We start from the raw sequence: 21,110 nt of genomic DNA on the forward strand, positions 1-21,110 counted from the left end.
TACGCGCTTACGAGGCGCCGGCGGCGCGGGAGGTGCGGGCGGCATGGGCGGCGCGGGCGGCATGAGACTGCGGCCGGTCACGCGGGGACGCGAAAGGAGAGGCCGGCGGAGCAAGGGCGGATGCCCTGCCGGCCTGTGGGCGGAGAGCCTCGGGGCTCTGACTGTCAGTGCGGTTCGTTAGTGGTTCGTCGCTGCCTGTGGTGGTGATCGGGGTTACCTGAGGGAGAACGGAGGCGGGTGGTCCACGGTCTCAACTCAGCACCGAGGTGAAGAAGGTCGCCAATCTGCTGGCTCCGGTGTTGACCGTGTCGAACACGCCTCGCACGGCTCCTGCCGCCGCTTGCGGCTGGCTGTAGAGGTAGAAGACCACGAACGCGATGGCCGCGTACGTAAGAACCTTCTTCGCCTTCATCGGGGGGCCTCCTGCAGTCGATATCCCGGTCGTTTGTACCCGGCGGCAGTAATGATCATAACTAGCCGAGAGGACATGAGGCCGTTCCGCCCTCATAGTGAGACGACGGGACGGAGCGGCTCATCGCGGCGCGATACCGGCGACCTGCGGGCCTGTCCGGACCCTGCCGGCGCGGCGTGGAAAGAGCGGGGTCCGGCCGCTGAAACATGCGGGATCGGTCCTCGAACGAGTGCGGTTCTGGCCCGCGCCGAGCCGGGTTCTAGCAGGGTTCTGGCCCCGCCGACCGGGTTCTGGCCGGCGGCGAGCGGGGCTCGGCCGGGAGAAGAGCGGGGCCATGCCGGAACCGAGCGTCTATGTCGGAAACGTGCGTAGCCGCCCAGGTGAGCAGGGGGCTGCCGAGGATGGTGGGCATACGGTGTCCGGGAAGGTCCGGGTATCGCCGGCGTCGGCCGCGGCCCACTGCGCGGTCGCGCGTTCGAGCTTGTCCGGGTTCGCCCCCGACAGGCAGGGGGCTTCGCCCCGGATGAACGGGGGCGGCGCCCCGGACGAACGCGCCTCAGCCCGAGAAGAGCGACGTGAAGAACGCCGACAGGCGTTCGGCTCCCGTGCCGATCCCCCCGAACAGGTTCTTGACCGCGTCCGCCGCGTTCGCCGGCTGCGTGAACAAATAGAAGACCACGAACGCGATGGCCAGATAGGTCAGGACCTTTTTGAGGTTCATCCGGGGCTCCCAAACGCTCCCACACGTCGTGCGCTGGTTTCACATGCTGCCCCATTGCACGAGGTTTACGTGGAGAATTCCGGACAACTCCCGCGATTCATCCTCACGGCCCCAAACGGGCATCCTGGAGCCGGGCGACCGCCGCCGCGTCCCCGTCGTACGTGACCCGGGCGTGCGCCTGCCTGCCGAACGCGAACAGCAGCAGCTCCGACGGCTCGCCGGTGACCACCACGGCGGGCTCGGCCATCCGCCCGGCGGTCTTCGTCCCGTCGGGACGGCGGAGCACGACCCCCACGGGGGCCTTGCGCAGGAAGAGCCGGGCGCCGCCGCGCAGCCGCTTCCAGAACGTCTCCTGGAGGTCCCGGGGGACGACGCGGGGCTCCCAGCCGGCCTGCGCCCGCCGTACGTCCTCGTGATGGACGAAGAACTCCGCCGTGTTGACGATCTCGTCCAGGCCGGGGACCAGCCCGTACGGCGTCCAGCGCGGCGGGCCCTGACGGACGAGCTCGACCAGCTCGGGATAGGGGTGGCGGCGCTTGACGCGCTCCTGCACCGCGGCGGTGTAGCCCGCCATGAACGGCAGCGCGATGCCGGGCGCGGCGTCGAGCCGGCGCTCGCGCAGGACGAGGTGGGCCGTGAGGTCCGCCGTCGCCCATCCCTCGCACAGCGTGGGCGCCTCGGGGCCGAGGCGGTCGAGCAGGTCGCAGAGCGCCGCGCGCTCTGTCTGGGCGTGTGTCACGCGATCAGCCTATGCGTCCCTCGTCCCGCCCGGACCGGCGGCCGCGGGTGTCCGAGGAATAAACCGGTTGATCAGGATGATAGGGAGTAACTAGGACCAAGGACTCGGGCGGCGTCGGTCCGGTGACCGATCCGGCGGCGTCCCCGAGTGAGTAACGTCCCCCTTCGGGGTGCTCACAGGGAGCGGCCCCGGCAGGTCCCCCGATCGGAAGGAACGCACCGCGTGCCGACCAAGGAGTCACCCGCGCGGCCCGGCAGCTCAGTCATGCTCCAGGGTCTCAAGGTCATCGGCGTGGCGATCAGAACCGAGCCGAAGATCTTCACCGGCGCGGTCGTCGCCAGCGCCGTCTACGGCGCGATGACCGTCGCCGCGTCCTGGGCGCTCGGCTGGGCGACCGACAACGCGGTGCTGCCCGCGTTCCGGGACGGCGCGGCGAGCTCGGGCACGCTGGTCGTGGCGGCCCTGCTGATCGTGGGCGTGGCGGTGCTCAAGGCCGCCGGGATCATGGGCCGGCGCATCATGGCCGGGATCCACCAATACCGCATGCAGGCCCACTCCCGCCGCGCCGTCACGCGGCAGTACCTGCGGCTGCCCCTCGCCTGGCACCACCGCCACCCGACCGGGCAGCTGCTGTCCAACGCCAACTCCGATGTCGAGGCGGCCTGGGCGCCGCTCGCCCCGCTGCCGATGGCGGTGGGCGTGGTCGTGATGCTGGTGACGGCCGCCGTGGCGATCGTGCTGGTCGACCCGGTGCTCGCCGTCGTCGGCTTCCTGATCTTCCCGGCCGTGGCCGTGCTCAACCTGGTCTACCAGCGCAGGCTCTCCCCGCTCGCGATGCGGGCCCAGCAGCTGCGGGCCGAGGTGAGCGAGGTCGCCCACGAGAGCTTCGACGGCGCGCTCGTCGTCAAGACCCTCGGCCGCGAGGACGCGGAGGCCGCGCGCTTCCAGGCCAAGGCCGACGCGCTGCGCGACGCCAACGTCGCCGTCGGCCGGGTCCGCGGGCTGTTCGACCCCATGCTGGAGGCGCTGCCCACGCTGGGCGTGCTCGCCGTGCTGCTCGTCGGGGCGCTGCGGCTGGAGTCGGGCGGCGTCGCGGCGGGCGACCTGATCCAGGTGGCGTATCTGTTCACCCTCCTCGCCTTCCCGATCCGGGCGCTGGGCTGGGTGCTGGCCGAGCTGCCGCGCAGCGTCGTCGGCTGGACGCGGGTCAGGGACGTCCTCGACGCCACCGGCTCCATGGAGTACGGCACCGCCCGCCTGGACGACTCCGGCCCGGCCCGGGTGGAGGCCGAGGGCGTCTCCTACGCGTACGTGCCGGGCAACCCCGTGCTGAAGGACGTGAGCTTCGCCGTGGCGCCGGGCCGTACGATCGCGCTCGTCGGGCCGACCGGGGCGGGCAAGTCGACGCTCACCCAGCTGCTCGCGCGCCTGATCGACCCCGGCGAGGGCGTCGTCCGCGTCGACGGCGTCGATCTGCGCGAGGTGGCCAGGGGCGAGGTGAGCGCCTCGGTGGCACTCGTGCCGCAGCAGACGTTCCTGTTCGACGACACCGTGCGCGGCAACATCGCGCTCGGCGGCCAGGTGCCGGACGAGCGCATCTGGGCCGCGCTGCGGCTCGCGCAGGCCGACGGCTTCGTCAGCGCCCTGCCGTCCGGCCTCGACACCCGGATCGGCGAGCGCGGCGCGACGTTGTCGGGCGGCCAGCGCCAGCGTCTCGCCCTCGCCCGCGCGGTCGTGCGCGAGCCCCGGCTGCTCATCCTCGACGACGCCACCTCCAGCGTCGACCCGCAGGTCGAAAAGCGCATCCTGTACGGCCTGCGCGACGGGGCCGCCGAGGCCACGGTGATCGTGGTCGCCTACCGGATGGCGACGATCGCGCTGGCCGACGAGGTCGTCTACCTGGAGCAGGGCGTGGTCGCCGACCACGGCACCCACGAGCAGCTCCTGGCCCGCTGCGCGGGCTACCGCGACCTCGTCACCGCCTACGAGCGCGAGGAGGCCGAACGCGCCGCGTTCGAAGACACCGATGAGGAGGTCGTGGCATGACGCCCGGCCCGAGGACCCTGACGAGCACCCTGACGAGGAGCGTGACGCGGTGACCGCCGTGAACGACACGGCCACGGGAGAGACCTCGTCTCTGCGGTCGGCCGACCGGAGCGCCCTGGAGACGCTCAGGCAGGGCCTGCGGCTGTCGCCGGAGTTCCGCCGCGGGCTCACCGGCACGCTCGTGCTGGCCGTGCTGGCGACACTGGGCAAGGTCGTCGTCCCCATCGCCGTACAGCAGGTGATCGACCGCGGCCTGGGGTCGGGCGAGCCCGACCTGCCGTTCATCCGGAACGCGGTCGTCCTGTGCGCCCTCGCCGTCGTGCTGACCGCGCTGTGCGGCTACCTGATGAACGTCCGGCTCTACCGCTCCACCGAGTCGGGCCTGGCGGCCCTGCGCGGCAAGGGTTTCCGCCACGTGCACGACCTGTCGGTGCTGACGCAGAACACCGAGCGGCGCGGCGGCCTGGTGTCCCGCGTGACCGGCGACGTCGACCAGATCAGCACGTTCATGCAGTGGGGCGGGCTGATGGTCATCGTGTCCGCCGGCCAGCTCGTGGTGGCGACCGTGCTCATGGCCGTCTATTCCTGGCAGCTCACGCTGCTGGTGTGGGCCTGCTTCCTGCCGCTGGTGCTGGCCCTGCCCCGCTTCCAGCGCCTGGTGGCCAAGGCGTACACCAAGGTGCGCGAGCGCGCCGGCGACGTCCTCGCCGCCGTCAGCGAGTCGGTCGTCGGCAGCGCGGTGATCCGGGCGTACGGCTCGGAGGACCGCACCGCCGACCGGATCGACACGGCGGTGGACGGGATGCGCGCGGCGCAGACCCGGGCCCAGAAGATCGTCGGGTTCACGTTCCCGGTCACCGAGCTGGTCGCCTCGATCACGGTCGCGCTGGTGGTCGTGGCCGGGGTCTGGCTGGGCGTCGGCGGCTCGATCACGGCCGGGCGGCTCATCGCGTTCCTGTTCCTGATCACGCTGTTCATCAGCCCGCTGCAGACCGCGACCGAGGTGCTGAACGAGGCGCAGAACGCGATCGCCGGCTGGCGGCGCATCCTGGGCGTGCTCGACACCCCGGCCGACGTGGCCGACCCCGAGAACGGTGCGACGCTGCCGCGCGGCCCGATCTCGGTCCGTTTCGACGGCGTGGGCTTCGCCTACCCCGGCGGGCCGCCGGTGCTCCACGACGTGTCGGTCGAGATCCCGCCGCGCACGCGGATCGCCGTGGTGGGGGAGACCGGCTCGGGCAAGACGACCTTCGCCAAGCTGCTCACCCGGCTCATGGACCCCACCTCCGGCCGGATCCTCGTGGACGGCACCGACCTGCGCACGGTGAGCTTCTCCTCGCTCCGAGAGCGGATCGTCATGGTGCCGCAGGACGGGTTCCTGTTCGACTCGACGCTTGAGGACAACATCCGCTTCGGACGGCCCTCGGCGACCCGGGAGGAGATCACCCGGGCGCTGACCGAGCTCGGCCTGGCCGACTGGCTCGACGGCCTGCCCGCCGGCCTCGACAGCCCGGTCGGCCAGCGGGGCGAGTCCCTTTCCGCCGGCGAGCGCCAGCTCGTCGCGCTCGCCCGCGCCTACCTCGCCGACCCCGACCTGCTGCTGCTCGACGAGGCCACCTCCGCCGTGGACCCCGCCACCGAGGTGCGCCTCGCCCGCGCCCTCGACGGCATCACCCGTGGCCGTACGGCCGTCTCGATCGCCCACCGCCTGTCCACCGCCCAGGCGGCCGACGAGGTCATCGTGTTCGAGCACGGCCGGATCGTCCAGCGCGGCCCGCACGCCGTCCTGGTCGAGCAGCCCGGCGTGTACGCCGACCTCTACGCCTCCTGGACCACCGCCACCACCGTCCGCTGAATGCCGCGTCACTGACGTCGAACGTCACCGACGTTGGACGTCAGCGACGTCCCCTGCCAGTAATGAAGGCTGGGATTCGTCAACCCCTTCCTCGCCTTCTACCTGGGCCCGCTCTCGCGTTATCGGGCCGACATCGAGCTGGGCGCCGGGCCGGACGTCGTCCAGGCCCTGTACGAGGCGATGAGCGAGCATCTCGGGCAGGTCTACGAGGAGGCGTTCCGAGACCACCTGCGGCGGCGCGCGGCGGCGAGGGAGCTCGGGCCCCGGGTCGTCGCCGTCGGACCCTGGTGGAAGGACGACGGCCAGGACGAGATCGACGCCGTCGTGCTCGCGGAACCCGCCCGCACGCGCGTTCCGGTCCTCGTCGGCGAGGCCGAGTGGAGCCGCACCGTGGACGCGGAACGGCTGCGGGCGCGCCTGTCGCGCAAGGCGGCGAAACTCACCGGCGACGTGGACGCGCTCACCTACGCCGTGTGCGCCCGTGAGGAGGTCACCCACGTGCGCGAGGGCGTCCTGCCGATCACCGCGGCCGACGTCTTCCGTCCCTGATCAGGTCCGTACGGCGTCGGAGAGGCCGCTGTCCGCCCGGCCCGAGGAGGCCGGCGAGGCGTTGGGTATCTTGACGGCCGTCATGAAGGAGATCACCGCCAGGGCGGCGGCAGGAGCGGGAGCGAGCGGAACATGGGGGACATCGTGGGGAAGCCGGTGCTGGTCGAGCGGCGCAGCACGGACAGGATCGCCCCGCCCCTCGGCGCGTACAGCCATGCGGCGCGGGTCTCGCCGGACGCCGCCGTCCTGCACATCGCGGGGCAGATCGGCAACGCCCCCGACGGAACGGTCGCCCCGGACGCGTACGGGCAGACCGTCCAGGCGTTGCGCAACATCGCGGCGGTCGTCGAGGACGCCGGAGGCACCCCGGCGGAGGGGCTGGTCTCGCTGTTCACGATGGTCGCGAGCCGGGAGGCGCTTCCCGGAGTGCGCCGCGGCATCGGCGAGGTGCTCGCCGAGTGGTTCCCCGAGGGGGACTACCCGATCAACTCGTTGATCGTGGTGGCCGGGCTGGCCCGCGAGGACCTGCTGGTCGAGATCGCCTCGACGGCGGTGGTGCCGGGATGACGCCGGGTAGTCCGGCGGGCGGGTCGCCTCAGTGGGTCTGCGGGTCGCCGCCGGACAGGCGCTGGGCCAGATAGATCGGGATCACCGACAGCAGGATCAGCGCGGCGGCGACCACGTTGACCACCGGCGCCTGGTTGGGCCGGAACAGGTTCTCGAAGATCCAGATCGGCAGCGTGCGGACGCCGGCCCCGGCGGTGAACGTCGTGACGATGATCTCGTCGAACGACAGCGCGAAGGCGAGCAGCCCGCCCGCGAGCAGCGCCGAGCGCATCATCGGGAACGTCACCAGGCGGAACGTGGTGAACGTGTCCGCCCCGAGGTCGGCCGACGCCTCCTCCAGGTTCAGGCCCATGCGGCGCAGCCGGGCCAGCACGTTGTTGTAGACGGTGACCACGCAGAACGTCGCGTGGCCCACGATCACGGTCAGCAGCCCGAGAGGCAGGCCGAGCACCGTGTGGAACGTGTTGCTCAGCGCGATGCCGGTCACGATGCCGGGCAGGGCGATGGGCAGCACGATCACCAGCGAGACCGTCTCCCGGCCGAAGAACCGGTAGCGCTGCACCGCGAAGGCGGCCATCGTGCCGAGCACGAGCGCGATCGCGGTCGCGCCGAGGCCCGCCTGGACCGAGGTCCACAGCGCGTCGCGCAGGCCGGCCGAGCCCCAGGCGGCGCCCCACCAGCGCAGCGTGAACCCGGCGGGCGGCCAGGAGAAGGTCCGGTCGGAGTTGAACGAGTTGAGCAGCACCACGGCCAGCGGCACGTAGATCACGGCCAGGCCGGCCACCAGCGCCGCCCGCAGCAGCGTCCGGGCCGTACGAGACAGGTTCACCGGGCCTCCTCCGCCCGCCGGTGGATCCGGTCGCCGGTTCGTTCGCTTCGCTCTCTCACAGGTTCTCCAGCGCGCCGGTGCGGCGTACGGCCGCGAGGTAGACCAGCATGATCACGACGGGGACGGTGGCGACGGCGGCGGCGAAGGGCAGGTTGTTGGCCGCGCCGATGTTGTCGTAGACCACGTTGCCGATGAGCTGGGTCTTGCCACCGACGATCTTCACGGTGATGTAGTCGCCCAGGGAGAGGGAGAACGTGAAGATCGACCCCGCCACGGCGGCGGGGAAGGTCAGCGGCCAGACCACCGTGCGGAACGTCCGCCACGGGCGCGCGCCGAGGTCCCCGGCCGCGTCGAGCAGCGAGTTCGGCAGCCGTTCGAGCCCCGCGTAGATCGGCAGGATCATGTACGGCAGCCACAGGTACGACAGGGTCACCACGGTGGCGGTCAGGCCGTAACCCCAGCCGAGCACGCCGTCCGAGGACAGCATCACCCGCCACGCGTACGCCTTGACCAGGTAGGACGCCCACAATGGGGTGAGCACGGCGATCACGAGCCAGCGCTGGGCACGCGGCGAGGCCAGCTTGGCCATCGCGAACGCCATGGGGAAGGCCACCACCAGGTCGATCAGCGTGACCGCCGCGGCCACGCCGATCGAGCGCAGGGCGACCGTGCGATAGACCTCGCCGGTGACCAGATCGGTGAAGTTGGCCCAGGTGAACACCTTGACCACGTCACCGGTGAACACGTCCGTCGACCAGAACGCGGTGACCAGAAGGGCGGCGAGCGCGCCCAGGTAGGCCAGTCCCAGCCAGGCCAGGGGCGCCGACAGCAGCAGCGACAGCCGCACGCCGGCGTGCCGGTGCAGGAATGAGGCGGCCCGCCTCCGCATCCCGGGGGAGGCGGCCGTCGTCGTGAGGGTCGTCATCGTCTTCTCTCCGTGGGGCTGCTCATGCGGCCGAGGGGGGGACGGCCGGGCGGCCGTCCCCCGGGGAGCGCTCAGCCCTTGATCTCGGTCCAGGCCCGGGTCCACTCGGAGTAGTCGGTGCACTTGACGTCGGTGCGCCCGTCGAGGCACTGCGCGATCGGCGTGGTCCAGTAGTGGACCTTGGAGAAGTACTCCTCGTCGGTCGCGTGGTAGGTGTCGCAGAAGGACTTGTCGGACGTCTGCTCGCACGCCTTGGCGTTGGCCGGCGCCTCGCCGAACCACTCGGCCACCTGCGCGTTGGCCGTGGGGGAGATGATCCAGTCGAGCCACTTGTAGGCGCAGTTGGGGTGCTTGGCCTGCGCGGCGACCATCCACGTGTCCGACCAGCCGGTGGAGCCCTCCTTGGGCAGCGTCGTCTGCACCGGCGCCTTGTCGGCCTCCACCAGGTTGGCGATCACCTGCCAGGTCGTGCCCACGGCCGTGTCGCCGGACTTGAACGACTGCACCGCCTTGGTGTAGTCGGACCAGTATTCGCCGATGTTCTGCTTCTGCTGCTTGAGCAGGTCGACCGCGGCCTTGAGCTGCGTCTCGTCCAGCGCGTACGGGTCCTTGATCCCCAGCTCGGGCCTGGCCGACATGAGGTAGAGCGCGGCGTCGGCGATGTAGATGGGGGAGTCGTACGCCGTCACCTTGCCCTTGTAGGGCGAGGCGGGGTCGAACACGACGCCCCAGGAGTCGGGGGCCGGGTTCACCGTGTCCGTGCGCCACATGAGGAGGTTCGCGCCGCGGCCGTGCGGGATGCCGTACGCGACCCCGTTGACCGAGTTCCACGGCTTGAGCTTCAGCCCCTCGAACACGTCCTTGTAGTTGGGCACGAGGTCGGTGTTGACCGGCGCGACCGTGCCGGAGGCGATCAGGCGCAGCGAGGCGTCGCCGGACGCCGACACCGCGTCGTACTCGCCGGTCTTCATCAGGTTGACCATCTCGTCGGACGTGCCCGCGGTCTTGGTGTTGACCGTGCAGCCGGTGGCCTTCTCGAACGGGTGGACCCAGTCGACCTTGGGGTCGTTGGAGCCGTCCTCCGCGTAGCCGGCCCAGGCGACGAGGTTGACCTGTCCCTCGCCGGGGCCGAGGGACTTCAGGGTCTCGATCTTCGGCGGGGTGAAGGCGCCGCCGGGGGCCGCGGCCGAGCCGCCGCCGTCGGTGGACGAGCCGCCGCCGCAGCCCGCGACGGCCGCGAGGGCGAGCGCGGCGGTGACGACGAGAGACGGCCTGGCGAAACGCGGACGGGGGGACCGCATCGTGGTTCTCCTTGCTGTGAGTGGTGCCGGGGGGCGCGGTGCCTGGGCGCGGTGCCTGGGCGCGGTGCCTGGGCGCGGTGCCTGGGCGCGGTGCCTGGGCGCGGTGCCTGGGCGCGGTGCCGGGGGCGCGGTGGCGGAGTCAGCCGGCGTCAGCCGGCGGCGACCGGCTCGGCCGGGGTGTCGATGGGGAACTCGTGCCGGCGGTTCCACACGAGGCGGACGCGGGCGCCGCGCAGGCCCGTCACGTCCATGGAGGACGCCTCCAGGTTCTGCTGGAGGGCGATCAGGCGCCCGCCCGCGTCGAGGTCCACGACGAACCGGGTCGCCGGACCGGCGTACACGACCTCGCGGATCACACCGGCGGCCTCGTGCTCGTCCGGTGCCGGCGGCTCCTCGCCGAGCACGACGCGCAGCTTCTCGGGCCGGACGCTGAAGGTGCCCTCCCTGCCCAGCACGGCCCGCGCGGCCTCGCCGGAGACGAGGTTGGAGGTGCCCACGAACGAGGCGACGAAGGCGGTGGCCGGGCGCTCGTACACCTCGGCGGGGGTGCCGATCTGCTCGATCCTGCCCTGGTCGAACACCGCGATCCGGTCGCTCATCGTCAGCGCCTCCTCCTGGTCGTGGGTCACGAACAGGAACGTGATGCCGACCTCCCGCTGGATCGCCTTCAGCTCGACCTGCATCTCCTCGCGGAGCTTGAGGTCGAGCGCGCCGAGCGGCTCGTCGAGCAGCAGCACGCGCGGCCGGTTGACCAGCGCGCGGGCCAGCGCGACCCGCTGGCGCTGGCCGCCGGACAACTGGGCCGGGCGCCGCTTCTCGAAGCCCTCGAGCCGCACCGAGCGCAGCGCGGCGAGCGCCCGCTCGCGCCGCTCCGCTCGCGGCACCTTCTTCACCCGCAGGCCGTACTCGACGTTGTCCAGCACGCTCATGTGGGGGAACAGCGCGTAGTCCTGGAAGACCGTGTTCACGTCGCGCTCGAACGGCGCGAGCCGCGTGACGTCACGCCCGCCCAGCTCGACCGTGCCCGCCGTGGGCGACTCGAACCCGGCGATCATGCGCAGCACGGTGGTCTTCCCCGACCCGGACGGCCCGAGCATCGCGAAGAACTCCCCGTCGGCGACGTCGAGATCGATCCCGGCCACGGCCTCGACCGGCCCGAAGTTCTTGCGCAGGCCGCGAAGACTGACTGCTTGGTCTGGCATGACCTGAAACATATGGAGTTAAATGTTTCGCGTAAAGACCCGATCCGGTATCACTGTTGTGAACTTCCGCGGATGCCCGATTTTTCGCGACGGCGCGGGCGAACAGGAGTGCGACCGTGAACATGGCCCGCCTGGCCGTCTTCTCACCCGTGGACAGCACCGCCCGGGTGGACGCCGTGGTCCGGCGGCTCGCCGACGCGATCGCGGTCGGCCTGCTCGCCGACGGGGAGCAGCTGCCCAGCGAGGCCGAGCTCGCGGGCCGGCTCGGTGTCTCCACCGTGACCCTGCGGGAGGCGCTCATGGCGCTGCGCCAGCAGGGGATGGTCGAGACGCGGCGCGGGCGGGGCGGCGGCAGCTTCGTGCGGCGTCCCGCCGGGATCGACCTCCTGGCGCGGCTGCGCGCGTTCGCCCCCGACGAGCTGCGCGACTTCGGCGACCACTACGCGGCCATCGCGGGGGCGGCGGCCCGGCTCGCCGCCGAGCGCTCGCTGCCCTCGGACGTCGCGCCCCTGCGGCGCACGCTGGACGAGATGGACGCCGTCGCCGCCGCGCCGGAGGCGGCCGGGTCCGCGGAGGCGTGCGCCCGGCTGCGCAGGCTCGACGGCCGGTTCCACATCGAGGTCGCGGCGGCCTCGCAGTCGGCTCGCCTCACTCAGGAGGAGATCCGGTTACAGGCTGACATCGGAGCGTTGCTCTGGCTTCCGCACGAGGGCCTGGGCGGGCACCATGAGACGGCGGCACAGCATCGCGCCATCGCCGAGGCCGTCGAGCGCGGCGACGGCGAGCAGGCCAGGGCCGTCGCCGAGCGGCACGTGCTCGACGCGACACGACACCTCATCGAGCTTCGGCTGCGTCTGCGGGAGTGACAGGCATGAGCACAGTGGCGTCTCTTGCGCAGGCCGGCCACGACCGCGCCGCCGCGGCGGTGGCGCGGGTGCGCGAGGCGGCCGAGGGCGTCTTCGAGGCGCTGCGCGAGGTCCGCGACGCCGCCGTCGCCTGCGCCCTGCCCGCCGGCGGCACGCGCCGCCCGGTGGCGGCCGACCTCGCGGCGCTGCGCCCGCTGCTGTGGGCCCGGCTGCGCGGCGGCGCGCTGTCCGCGCACATGCCCGCCCATCTGCCCGCCCTGATCGCGGGGATCGGCTTCATCGCCGCGCCCGGCCTGCTGGCCGACGCGCCGTGGTACCTGGAGTGGTGGCAGGAGAACCCCTCCGGAGATCCCGTGCAGCTCCTGCGGGACATGGACCCGGCGAGCAGCGCCTTCTACGACTACACCCACTGGGACTGGTACGCCGGCCCGTCGTCCGGCGCGGAGCGCACGATCTGCGGGCCGTACGTCGACTATCTGTGCACCGACGAGTACAGCCTCACGCTGTCGGTGCCCGTGCTGGCGGGCGGGACCTTCGCCGGGGTGGCCGCGGCCGACGTGTTCGTCCGGCGGTTCGAGGCCGCGGTGCTCCCGGCGCTGCGCGCGATCCCGGGCCCGGCGTTCCTCGTCAACGACGAGGGCCGGGTCGTCGCGTCCAACACCGCGACCTGGGTCACGGGATCGGTCTACCGGGGCGGCCGGGGCGGCGAGGAGCACGCCGTACGCCGAGTGGGCGATCTTCCGCTGTCGCTGGTGACCGCCGCGTCCGCATAGCGGCGGCGGGGGCGGCCGGGGGCTGCGGCAGAATTGGCCTCATGGCCCTCGACCCCAAGATCGCCGACCGGCTGAAGCGCACGCCGGACGGCCTGGTGCCCGCGATCGTCCAGCAGCACGACACCGGAGAGGTGCTCATGCTCGCCTGGATGGACGACGAGGCGCTGCACCGCACGCTCACCACCGGCCGGGCGACCTACTGGTCCCGCAGCCGGGGGGAGTACTGGGTGAAGGGCGACACCTCCGGCCACGTGCAGTGGGTCAAGCACGTGGCGCTCGACTGCGACGGCGACACGATCCTGCTCAAGGTCGACCAGGTGGGGGCGGCCTGCCACACCGGCGACCGCACCTGCTTCGACGCCGACGTCCTCGACGTGAGCGGCGCGCCGTGACCGCCCCCGCTCCCGCCCGCGACCAGGCGCGTACGGCGCGGCGCTCGCTGCTGGTGTGGCTGGCCGCCTGCGCCGCAGGCGGCGGGCTCGCGCTGCTCGCCGCGGGCCGCGTGTGGGTCGCGCTCGGCACCGTGAAAGGCACGGCGGAAGGCCCCGCCGGAGCGGGCAGCGGCTCCCTCACCGGCAACGACCTGGTGGCCTGGCTCACCCCCGCCGCGCTGGCCGCGCTCGCCGCCGTGCTGGCCGTGCCGGCGACCCGGGGGGCCGCGCGGCGCGTGACGAGCGTGGTGGTCGCCCTCCTCGGCGTGGCGGTCGCGGCCGGGGCCTGGGACGGCACGCGCGAGGCGACGATCCTGTCCGTGGCCGCGCGGCACATGACGACCGCGGTGACGTCCTCCGGTCACATCTCCGTGGAGTCGCGCGCCTGGGTCTGGCCGCTGCTCACCGTCGTGGGCGGGCTCGTCCTGGCCGGGGCGGGCGTGGCGGCGGCGATCCTGAGCGCGCGCTGGCCCGGCATGTCGAGCAGGTACGAGCGGGGGGCCGGGCACACCGGCACGGGCGGCGGCACCGCGAGGGTCAAGGACGCCGACAGGGCGATGTGGGACGCCATCGACGAGGGTGAGGACCCCACCGCGTAGCCCGTCCACCGGCTGGAGAGCAGCTCTCCGGTGCGTGTTGGGCCGTTTACACCTCGATTACAAATTGTCCACAAAGCTAAGTCTTGCCCCGGCCGGCCGCCCTGCTGCCGATAGGCTTCCCGCCGACCTCTGATCGTCGCGTAGGAGACCGAATGAGCCACGGGAGTCGGCTGGGCGGCACAGGCGGCCACGGCCGCCGGCCCGGCCGGGGTGACCTGCCGCCGGTGTCCGGCGGTCGTCGCCATCTCCTCCGTCCGGTCCGCATCAGCGCCGGCCACCTTCCGGCGCGGGCGGCAACGGCGTGGTCGTCGCGTCACTTCTCTCCGGCATCCCCGGCCCGTCTCCATGCGGCGCTCCGCGGATTCTCGGGGCCGTCTCCGGTCTTGTCGCGCTGAGAAGATCCGAGACCCCTTTTCCCCACTCACGCAGGAGCATTCCATGACGTACGGCAACGACCCGGGCTACAACCCGGGTGGTTACCCGCAGAACCAGCCCGGCCCGCAGGGCGGCTACCCCCCGCCGCAGGGCGGCTACCCGCCTCCCCAGGGCGGCTACCCCCAGGGTGGCGGTTACCCGCCGCCGCAGGGCTACCCGTCCACGCCCGCCGGTGACCAGTACGGCGGTCAGTACGGCGCCCAGTACGGCGGCGCGTACGGCCAGCCCGGGGGCTACCCGGCTCCCGAGCTCGCGCACTGGGGCCTGCGCGTCGGCGCCACGCTGATCGACGGCCTCATCGTCGGCGTCCCCACCTGGATCCTGAGCATCATCGGCAGCGCCCTGAGCGCCGGCTCGGTGGACCAGGAGACCGGCCAGGTCGGCTCCGGCTTCGGCATCGGCCTGGTGCTCTCCCTCCTGGCCATCGTCGTCGCCCTCGGCCTGGGCCTGTGGCTGAAGCACAAGGAGGGCACCACCGGCCAGACGGTCGGCAAGAAGGTCGTCGGCATCCAGACGGTCAAGGAGCAGACCGGCGAGTACATCGGATTCGGCATGGCCGTCGTCCGGTACATCTGCCACATCGTGGACGGCCTGCCCTGCTACATCGGCTACCTGTGGCCGCTCTGGGACGCCAAGCGCCAGACCTTCGCCGACAAGATCGTCGGCACCGTGGTCGTGCGCGCCCCGCGTTAGGCTGACCTCCATGGAAGTCACCGGACGGCGCGTGCGCGACCGGGTGCGGTCGCTGTGCGCGCCGTTCGGCGCCGCGGTCGTTCTGGCCGCGGCGGTGACATGCCTGGCGGTGGTCGACCCGCACGAACCGGGTCACTACCCCGTCTGCCCGCTCTATTACCTGACCGGCCTCTACTGCCCCGGGTGCGGCGCGCTGCGCGCCGTGCACGACCTCGCCCACGCCGACATCGCCGGGGCGGCGCGGATGAACCTGCTCTTTGTCTTCTGCGTTCCTGTCGTAATCACGTTGTGGGCCCGATGGGCGTTACGATCATGGCAGGGACGGCCCATGCGCCCGGACAGCGCGCGCCTCGCGTACCTGTGGGGACTCCTCGCCGTCGCGGCCGTCTTCGGGGTGGTGCGTAATACGCCTTTCGGGCAATTCCTCGCACCGTGAATCGACCCGGTGGCGGCTCGACGCGAGACGGGCCGATACCATCGCAGGGCAGGACACGCAGAGCAGCCGACCGGAGGGACCCTTACGCGTGAGCGAGCGGACAGGCAGATCGCGTGAGCTCCGAGCCGAAGGCGAGGAGGACGCGTGAGTGTTCTTGAGGACATCATCTCGGGCGTCCGGGAGGACCTCGAGGAGCGGCAGCGCGACGTGCCGATCGAAGAGCTCAAGCGGCTCGCCGCCCGCGCACCCGAACCCCGGGACGCCTACGCCGCGCTCGGCGGCGACCGGGTGTCGGTCATCGCGGAGGTGAAGCGGTCGAGCCCCTCGAAGGGCGCGCTCGCCGCGATCGCCGACCCCGCCGCCCTCGCGGCGGACTACGAGGAGGGCGGCGCCCACGTCATCAGCGTGCTCACGGAGCGGCGCAGGTTCGGCGGCACGCTCGCCGACCTCGCGGCCGTGCGCGCGGCCGTGGACATCCCCGTCCTGCGCAAGGACTTCATCGTCACCTCCTACCAGCTGTGGGAGGCCAGGGCGCACGGCGCCGACCTCGCCCTGCTCATCGTGGCGGCCCTCGACCAGCAGGCGCTCGTCTCGCTGATCGAGCGGGCCGAGTCGATCGGGCTCGCCCCGCTCGTCGAGGTGCACACCGAGGAGGAGCTGGCCCGGGCGGTCGACGCCGGCGCCAAGATCATCGGGGTGAACGCCCGCAACCTCAAGACGCTTGAGGTGGACCGCGAGGTGTTCGCCAAGCTCGCGCCCAAGGTGCCGGACGGCGTCATCAAGGTCGCCGAGTCCGGGGTGCGCGGCCCGCACGACCTGCTCGCGTACGCGAGGGCGGGGGCGGACGCCGTCCTGGTCGGCGAGAGCCTGGTCACCGGCAGGGACCCCAAGGCGGCGGTCAACGACCTCGTGACCGCGGGCGCCCACCCGGCCTCCCGGCAGGACACCGGCTCCGAGAGGCACTCGTGAACGACAGCGCATCGGAAGGAGGCCACGTGACCGCGACGGAGGGGATGATCCTCACCCCCGCGGACCTGGCCGGCAACGGCGTCCACGGCAACGACCCGGACATCAACGGCAAGTTCGGCATCTTCGGCGGCAGGTATGTTCCGGAGGCGCTCATCCCGGCCCTCGACGAGGTCGCCGCGGAGTACGAGAAGGCCAAGACCGACCTGGGCTTCCTGCGCGAGTTCGACCACCTGCTGCGCACGTACGCCGGCCGTCCCACGACGCTGACCGAGGTGCCGCGGTTCGCCGAGCACGCGGGCGGCGCGCGGATCCTGCTCAAGCGCGAGGACCTCACCCACACGGGCGCACACAAGATCAACAACGTGCTCGGCCAGGCGCTGCTGACCAAGCGGCTGGGCAAGCGGCGCGTCATCGCGGAGACCGGGGCGGGCCAGCACGGCGTGGCCACCGCCACCGCCGCGGCGCTCATGGGCCTGGAGTGCGTCATCTACATGGGCGCCGTCGACTGCGAGCGCCAGGCGCTCAACGTCGCCAGGATGAAGCTCCTCGGCGCGACGGTCGTGCCCGTCACCAACGGCAGCCAGACTCTCAAGGACGCCATCAACGAGGCGTTCCGCGACTGGGTCACCAACGTCGACCACACCCACTACCTGTTCGGCACCGTCGCGGGTCCGCACCCGTTCCCTGAGATCGTGCGCGACTTCGCCAGGATCATCGGCGTGGAGGCCCGCCGTCAGGTCCTGGAGCTCACCGGCAGGCTGCCGGACGCCGTCTGCGCCGCCGTCGGCGGCGGCTCGAACGCCATCGGCGTCTTCCACGCCTTCGTCGAGGACCAGGACGTCCGGCTGTACGGCTACGAGGCCGGCGGCCGGGGCGCGGAGACCGGCGAGCACGCGCTGACCCTGACCGAGGGCAGCGTCGGCGTGCTGCACGGCGCCCGCACCTACGTCCTGCAGGACGAGGAGGGCCAGACGATCGAGTCCCACTCGATCTCGGCCGGCCTCGACTACCCCGGTGTGGGCCCGGAGCACGCGTGGCTCAAGGACACCGGCCGGGCCACCTACGAGGGCGTGACCGACGCGGAGGCCATGGAGGCCTTCGCCCTGCTCGCCCGCACCGAGGGCATCATCCCGGCCATCGAGTCCTCGCACGCGCTCGCGGGCGCGCTGCGGCTGGGCCGCGAGCTCGGCCCCGACGCTCTCATCCTGGTGAACCTGTCGGGCCGCGGTGACAAGGACATGGGCACCGCGATGAAGTACTTCAACCTCTGATCAGCATCGATAGGGCATCCCGATGACGACACTCCACGCGGTGTTCGACAAGGCCCGTGCCGAGGACAGGGCCGCGCTCGTCGGCTACCTGCCGGCGGGCTTCCCGACCAAGGACGGCGCGGTCGCCGCGGCGACCGCGATGGTCGAGGCCGGCTGCGACGTGATCGAGATCGGCCTGCCGTACTCCGATCCGCTCATGGACGGCCCGACCATCCAGGACGCGGTCCACCGATCGCTGACCAACGGCACCCGCATCGCCGACGTGCTGCGCACCGTCGAGGGCGTGGCGAAGTCGGGGGCCGCGACGCTGGTCATGACCTACTGGAACCCGATCGACCGCTACGGCGCCGAGCGCTTCGCGCGCGACCTCGCGTCGGCGGGCGGCGTCGGGACCATCACGCCGGACCTGACGCCCGAGGAGTCCGAGCCCTGGCTCGCCGCGAGCAAGGACGCCGGCATCGACACGGTCTTCCTCGTCGCGCCCAGCTCGCCGGACGAGCGCATCGCCCGGGTCGCCGCCTGCTGCACGGGCTTCGTGTACGCGGCCTCGCTGATGGGCGTGACCGGTGCCAGGGAGTCCGTGAGCTCGGCGGCGGAGGGCCTGGTCAAGCGGACCAGGGCGAACACGTCGCTGCCCGTCTGCGTCGGTCTCGGCGTCGGCAACGGCGCCCAGGCCGCCGAGGTCGCGGCGTACGCCGACGGCGTCATCGTCGGGTCCGCCTTCATCCGGCGCCTGCTCGACGCGCCGGACGAGAAGTCCGGTCTTGCGGCGGTACGCGAGCTCGCGTCCGAACTCGCCAGGGGTGTCCGGCGCTGAGCCGCCCTGGGGTTTCCTTCCCGTACATGCGCCGTGAGCAGCCAAGATAAGGCGGCTTACCATGCTCTTATCCAGCACATGGTGAGGTTGGGTCCCGGTACTGTTCAGTCGGTGTTGCCTACCGGGCGAGGAGACTCATGGTTCAGTTGGCATCCGGCGCCTCGGTGTCCGAACGGTTACAGCCCGCGAAACCCGTGCTCTCCTGGGTCACGACCGCCGCACGGGTCGTGCTCGCCGGCGTACTGATCGTCGCCGGGGCGCTCAAGATCGGAGCGCCCGCGTTGTCGGTCCAGGCGGTGCGGGCCTATCAACTTCTGCCCGACTCCGTCGCGCAGGTCGTGGGATACGGCCTGCCCGTGCTGGAGATCATCACGGGCCTGCTGCTGCTCGTCGGCCTGTTCACGCGCGCGGTGGCGGTCGTCGGCGGGGTGCTGATGGTGGCGTTCGTCATCGGCATCGCGTCGGCCTGGGCCCGGGGGCTGCGCATCGACTGCGGCTGCTTCGGCGGGGACGGCACGCTCGCCGCCGGACAGGATCCGAACTACTTCTGGGAGCTGATGCGCGACCTCGGGCTGCTGCTCTGCGCGGCGTGGATCGTGGTCAGGCCGTCCGGCCGTCTGTCGCTGGACTCCGCGCTGGGCTTCACGGGGGAGCGGGAAACAGCGGACGCGGACGGTTCGGACGGCGAGGACGACGCCGCGTGACCGCGTACGACGGCGGCACGCGGCCGTGAAAACAGCCAGGGGGGAAGCTTCGTGAGCAAGCGGACGAGTGAGGCGGCCAGGGCCCGGATCGCGGCCCAGCGCGAGGCCCTGCGCAAGCAGGAGCAGCGCAAGCGCATCACGATGATCGTCACCATCGCGGTGATCGTCGTGATCGCCGCAGCCTTCACGGTGTGGTCGGTGCGGCAGGGAACCTCGGAGGAGGCGACCGGCAATGTCGCACCCGTCACCGTGGAGAAGGACGGCACGGTCGTGATGGCCAAGGCCGGCGTGACCAAGCCCGTGGTCGACGTGTTCGAGGACTTCCAGTGCCCGGCCTGCAAGCAGTTCGAGGAGACCAGCGGCTCGACGCTGAAGAACCTCGCCGCCGAGGGCAAGGCCAAGGTCGTGTATCACCCGATCACGATCTTCACGGAGGACCCGACCAAGAGCAACTCGCTGCGCGCGGCCTCCGCGGCCCGTTGCATCACCGACGGGCGGCAGTGGCTGGCGTTCCACGACCTGCTCTACAAGAACCAGCCGAGCGAGACCGTGAGCGGCTTCTCCGCCGACGAGCTGATCAAGTGGGGCAAGCAGGCCGGCGTCACCGCCCCCGACTTCGACACCTGCGTGCGGCAGCAGCGCAACGTGGCCGCGCACCAGCAGTTCTCGTCGCAGACCATGACCGCGCAGAAGCTGCAGGGAACGCCGACCCTCAAGATCGACGGCAAGGAACTCGACAGCAACGTCGCCTTCGTGCCGAGCTCGCTGCGTGACGCGGTGGAGAACGCCGGCAAGTGACCTCCCGCCGGGACGGCCCCCACCCGGGCCGTCCCGGGCCGGTCCTCGCCGAGAACGCGGTCCGGCCGAGAGCAGGTCCTCGCTGAGAACGCGCCCCCCCACTGAGAACGCGCCCCCCCGCTGAGAGCGCGGCCCCCGCCGAGAACGCGGCCCTCCCCAAGAATCGGGCAAGGGCCGCGTGGTGCTCCCGCGACAGGGGTATCGAGCGCGGTGTCACACGCTCCGCCACAGGCGGGGGGAGGGGCCGGTCCGGCCGGTTTCCCGCCCGCGCCCGGCGAATCCGCGGCGGTGAGCCGAGCGAGGAGGCGCCGTGCCCGCCCACACCGGTGAAGAAGGCCCACAAGAGCGGTGTCTTCCACCGAGACCGCGGGGTGGCGCCCCGGCCGGGGCGATGAGCGGGCGCGACCTCCCGGGAGAGCGGTCCGGCGGACGGGACGACGGACAGGCCGGTCCCGTCCGTGTCGTCCTGCGGCCCATGGGCAGCCCGCTGCCGCTGGGGTTCCTCGGCCTCGCCATGGCCACGACCGCCTTCGCCGTCGTGGAGCTTCGACTGGTGTCCGCCGCGCAGGCGCATATCGCCGCCCTGGCCGTGCTGCTGTTCACCGCGCCGCTGCAGTTCCTCGTCTCGGTGCTCGCCTTCCTCGCCCGCGATCCGGTCGCCGGGGCCGCGATGGGCATCCTCTCCGGAACGTGGGCGGTGGTCGGCGCCGTCACGCTCACCTCCGCGCCCGGCACCTCCGCGCCCGGCACCTCCGCGCCCGGCACCTCCGCGCCCGGCACCGCCGACCCGGCGTTGGGCGTCGTTCTGCTCACGGCCGCGGCGGCCATGCTCGTCCCGGCCCTCGCGGGCCTGCCCAAGCTGCTGGCCGCCGTCGTGATGACGATATCGGCCACCAGGTTCGCGCTCACCGGTGTCTACGAGCTCACCGCGTCCCCGGAATGGCGGACCGCGGCGGGCGTCGCAGGTCTGGTGCTCGCGGCCGCCGCCTACTACGCCGCGCTGGCCTTCGAGCTGGAGGACACGCACGGGCGCGCGCTCCTTCCCGTGGCCCGCCTCGGCCGGGCCCGTACGGCGCTCCGGGGCGACCTGGGCGACCAGACCAAGGGCCTGGCACGCGAGGCGGGCGTCCGCGACCAGCTCTGATGCTCGACCACGCAGATGGTGCCGGCCG

At 72.1% G+C, this 21,110-nt stretch carries 23 protein-coding genes; 16 read left to right on the forward strand and 7 right to left on the reverse strand.

The features are described from left to right. Positions 1-250: 250 nt before the first annotated feature. From HCK04_RS01710 to HCK04_RS01720, 3 genes are all read right to left on the reverse strand, one after another. The gene (locus HCK04_RS01710) at positions 251-412 is read right to left on the reverse strand and encodes a hypothetical protein (RefSeq protein WP_167530286.1); all 162 of its coding nucleotides are present in this window, start codon (positions 410-412) and stop codon (positions 251-253) included. A gap of 556 nt (positions 413-968) precedes the next feature. Next, positions 969-1,133, reverse strand: a complete 165-nt coding sequence (locus HCK04_RS01715; protein WP_168065545.1) for a hypothetical protein — start codon at positions 1,131-1,133, stop codon at positions 969-971. 103 nt (positions 1,134-1,236) lie between these two features. Continuing rightward, positions 1,237-1,872, reverse strand: a complete 636-nt coding sequence (locus HCK04_RS01720) for a TIGR03085 family metal-binding protein (protein ID WP_142645065.1) — start codon at positions 1,870-1,872, stop codon at positions 1,237-1,239. Between the two features lie 264 nt (positions 1,873-2,136). Here HCK04_RS01720 and HCK04_RS01725 point away from each other — a divergent pair, with 264 nt between their 5' ends. The 4 genes from HCK04_RS01725 (at position 2,137) to HCK04_RS01740 (ending at position 6,889) form a co-directional block, all read left to right on the forward strand. Next, a complete protein-coding gene (locus HCK04_RS01725; protein ID WP_142645229.1) occupies positions 2,137-3,918 on the forward strand; it encodes an ABC transporter ATP-binding protein in 1,782 nt (593 codons plus the stop codon). After that, entirely contained in the window at positions 3,899-5,773 is a 1,875-nt protein-coding gene (locus tag HCK04_RS01730) for an ABC transporter ATP-binding protein (protein WP_142645066.1), read from the forward strand. Before HCK04_RS01725 ends, HCK04_RS01730 begins: the two co-directional genes overlap by 20 nt. A 102-nt stretch (positions 5,774-5,875) precedes the next feature. Next, on the forward strand, positions 5,876-6,322 hold the full coding sequence (locus HCK04_RS01735; RefSeq protein WP_260617041.1) for a DUF234 domain-containing protein: 447 nt from the start codon (positions 5,876-5,878) through the stop codon (positions 6,320-6,322). A 132-nt stretch (positions 6,323-6,454) separates the two neighbouring features. Next, entirely contained in the window at positions 6,455-6,889 is a 435-nt protein-coding gene (locus tag HCK04_RS01740; protein ID WP_142645068.1) for a Rid family hydrolase, read from the forward strand. Positions 6,890-6,917: 28 nt separating this feature from the next. On the opposite strand, the gene HCK04_RS01745 is transcribed toward HCK04_RS01740, so the two are convergent. The 4 genes from HCK04_RS01745 to HCK04_RS01760 form a co-directional block, all read right to left on the reverse strand. Continuing rightward, positions 6,918-7,718, reverse strand: coding sequence for an ABC transporter permease (locus HCK04_RS01745; RefSeq protein ID WP_142645069.1), 801 nt, complete (start codon positions 7,716-7,718; stop codon positions 6,918-6,920). A 55-nt stretch (positions 7,719-7,773) separates the two neighbouring features. Then, positions 7,774-8,643, reverse strand: coding sequence for an ABC transporter permease (locus HCK04_RS01750; protein WP_142645070.1), 870 nt, complete (start codon positions 8,641-8,643; stop codon positions 7,774-7,776). A 71-nt stretch (positions 8,644-8,714) separates the two neighbouring features. Beyond that, on the reverse strand, positions 8,715-9,944 hold the full coding sequence (locus HCK04_RS01755; RefSeq protein WP_142645071.1) for an ABC transporter substrate-binding protein: 1,230 nt from the start codon (positions 9,942-9,944) through the stop codon (positions 8,715-8,717). Positions 9,945-10,093: 149 nt separating this feature from the next. Beyond that, positions 10,094-11,146 (reverse strand): ABC transporter ATP-binding protein, encoded by a 1,053-nt coding sequence (locus tag HCK04_RS01760; protein ID WP_142645072.1) that lies wholly within the window; start codon positions 11,144-11,146, stop codon positions 10,094-10,096. A gap of 122 nt (positions 11,147-11,268) precedes the next feature. On the opposite strand from HCK04_RS01760, the gene HCK04_RS01765 reads away from it, so the two are divergent. From HCK04_RS01765 to HCK04_RS01820, 12 genes are all read left to right on the forward strand, one after another. Beyond that, positions 11,269-12,012, forward strand: a complete 744-nt coding sequence (locus HCK04_RS01765) for an FCD domain-containing protein (RefSeq protein ID WP_142645230.1) — start codon at positions 11,269-11,271, stop codon at positions 12,010-12,012. Between the two features lie 5 nt (positions 12,013-12,017). Then, the gene (locus HCK04_RS01770) at positions 12,018-12,785 is read left to right on the forward strand and encodes a hypothetical protein (RefSeq protein WP_142645073.1); all 768 of its coding nucleotides are present in this window, start codon (positions 12,018-12,020) and stop codon (positions 12,783-12,785) included. Between the two features lie 41 nt (positions 12,786-12,826). Then, on the forward strand, positions 12,827-13,177 hold the full coding sequence (gene hisI, locus HCK04_RS01775; protein WP_030509961.1) for a phosphoribosyl-AMP cyclohydrolase: 351 nt from the start codon (positions 12,827-12,829) through the stop codon (positions 13,175-13,177). Then, a complete protein-coding gene (locus tag HCK04_RS01780) occupies positions 13,174-13,815 on the forward strand; it encodes a Trp biosynthesis-associated membrane protein (protein WP_168065547.1) in 642 nt (213 codons plus the stop codon). Before hisI ends, HCK04_RS01780 begins: the two co-directional genes overlap by 4 nt. A 438-nt stretch (positions 13,816-14,253) precedes the next feature. Further along, on the forward strand, positions 14,254-14,943 hold the full coding sequence (locus HCK04_RS01785) for an RDD family protein (protein ID WP_142645075.1): 690 nt from the start codon (positions 14,254-14,256) through the stop codon (positions 14,941-14,943). Between the two features lie 10 nt (positions 14,944-14,953). Next, on the forward strand, positions 14,954-15,379 hold the full coding sequence (locus HCK04_RS01790; protein ID WP_142645076.1) for a DUF2752 domain-containing protein: 426 nt from the start codon (positions 14,954-14,956) through the stop codon (positions 15,377-15,379). 144 nt (positions 15,380-15,523) lie between these two features. After that, entirely contained in the window at positions 15,524-16,348 is an 825-nt protein-coding gene (gene trpC, locus HCK04_RS01795; RefSeq protein WP_142645077.1) for an indole-3-glycerol phosphate synthase TrpC, read from the forward strand. Between the two features lie 44 nt (positions 16,349-16,392). Further along, positions 16,393-17,619, forward strand: a complete 1,227-nt coding sequence (gene trpB, locus HCK04_RS01800) for a tryptophan synthase subunit beta (protein ID WP_142645231.1) — start codon at positions 16,393-16,395, stop codon at positions 17,617-17,619. 22 nt (positions 17,620-17,641) lie between these two features. Then, the gene (gene trpA / locus HCK04_RS01805; RefSeq protein ID WP_142645078.1) at positions 17,642-18,436 is read left to right on the forward strand and encodes a tryptophan synthase subunit alpha; all 795 of its coding nucleotides are present in this window, start codon (positions 17,642-17,644) and stop codon (positions 18,434-18,436) included. A gap of 137 nt (positions 18,437-18,573) precedes the next feature. Beyond that, entirely contained in the window at positions 18,574-19,140 is a 567-nt protein-coding gene (locus HCK04_RS01810) for a DoxX family protein (protein WP_142645079.1), read from the forward strand. Between the two features lie 51 nt (positions 19,141-19,191). Further along, positions 19,192-19,938 carry a thioredoxin domain-containing protein gene (locus HCK04_RS01815; protein ID WP_142645080.1) on the forward strand — a complete coding sequence of 249 codons (747 nt, stop codon included), beginning with the start codon at positions 19,192-19,194 and terminating at the stop codon, positions 19,936-19,938. Between the two features lie 391 nt (positions 19,939-20,329). Continuing rightward, positions 20,330-21,082, forward strand: a complete 753-nt coding sequence (locus HCK04_RS01820) for a GPR1/FUN34/YaaH family transporter (protein WP_142645081.1) — start codon at positions 20,330-20,332, stop codon at positions 21,080-21,082. Positions 21,083-21,110: the final 28 nt, after the last annotated feature.

Origin of the sequence: Microbispora sp. CL1-1, from assembly GCF_012034195.1 — a bacterium.
Classification (GTDB): domain Bacteria; phylum Actinomycetota; class Actinomycetes; order Streptosporangiales; family Streptosporangiaceae; genus Microbispora.

Excerpts from the sequence above, each read along its gene's own strand:
- HCK04_RS01785 (WP_142645075.1), top strand. The coding sequence starts at position 14,254 with ATGACGTACGGCAACGACCCGGGCTACAACCCGGGTGGTTACCCGCAG.
- HCK04_RS01770 (WP_142645073.1), top strand. The coding sequence starts at position 12,018 with ATGAGCACAGTGGCGTCTCTTGCGCAGGCCGGCCACGACCGCGCCGCC.
- HCK04_RS01715 (WP_168065545.1), bottom strand. The coding sequence starts at position 1,133 with ATGAACCTCAAAAAGGTCCTGACCTATCTGGCCATCGCGTTCGTGGTC.
- HCK04_RS01765 (WP_142645230.1), top strand. The coding sequence starts at position 11,269 with ATGGCCCGCCTGGCCGTCTTCTCACCCGTGGACAGCACCGCCCGGGTG.
- trpB (WP_142645231.1), top strand. The coding sequence starts at position 16,393 with ATGATCCTCACCCCCGCGGACCTGGCCGGCAACGGCGTCCACGGCAAC.
- HCK04_RS01820 (WP_142645081.1), top strand. The coding sequence starts at position 20,330 with ATGAGCGGGCGCGACCTCCCGGGAGAGCGGTCCGGCGGACGGGACGAC.
- HCK04_RS01755 (WP_142645071.1), bottom strand. The coding sequence starts at position 9,944 with ATGCGGTCCCCCCGTCCGCGTTTCGCCAGGCCGTCTCTCGTCGTCACC.
- HCK04_RS01750 (WP_142645070.1), bottom strand. The coding sequence starts at position 8,643 with ATGACGACCCTCACGACGACGGCCGCCTCCCCCGGGATGCGGAGGCGG.
- HCK04_RS01730 (WP_142645066.1), top strand. The coding sequence starts at position 3,899 with ATGAGGAGGTCGTGGCATGACGCCCGGCCCGAGGACCCTGACGAGCAC.
- HCK04_RS01725 (WP_142645229.1), top strand. The coding sequence starts at position 2,137 with ATGCTCCAGGGTCTCAAGGTCATCGGCGTGGCGATCAGAACCGAGCCG.
- HCK04_RS01790 (WP_142645076.1), top strand. The coding sequence starts at position 14,954 with ATGGAAGTCACCGGACGGCGCGTGCGCGACCGGGTGCGGTCGCTGTGC.
- trpA (WP_142645078.1), top strand. The coding sequence starts at position 17,642 with ATGACGACACTCCACGCGGTGTTCGACAAGGCCCGTGCCGAGGACAGG.
- HCK04_RS01810 (WP_142645079.1), top strand. The coding sequence starts at position 18,574 with ATGGTTCAGTTGGCATCCGGCGCCTCGGTGTCCGAACGGTTACAGCCC.
- HCK04_RS01760 (WP_142645072.1), bottom strand. The coding sequence starts at position 11,146 with ATGCCAGACCAAGCAGTCAGTCTTCGCGGCCTGCGCAAGAACTTCGGG.
- HCK04_RS01710 (WP_167530286.1), bottom strand. The coding sequence starts at position 412 with ATGAAGGCGAAGAAGGTTCTTACGTACGCGGCCATCGCGTTCGTGGTC.
- HCK04_RS01740 (WP_142645068.1), top strand. The coding sequence starts at position 6,455 with ATGGGGGACATCGTGGGGAAGCCGGTGCTGGTCGAGCGGCGCAGCACG.
- hisI (WP_030509961.1), top strand. The coding sequence starts at position 12,827 with ATGGCCCTCGACCCCAAGATCGCCGACCGGCTGAAGCGCACGCCGGAC.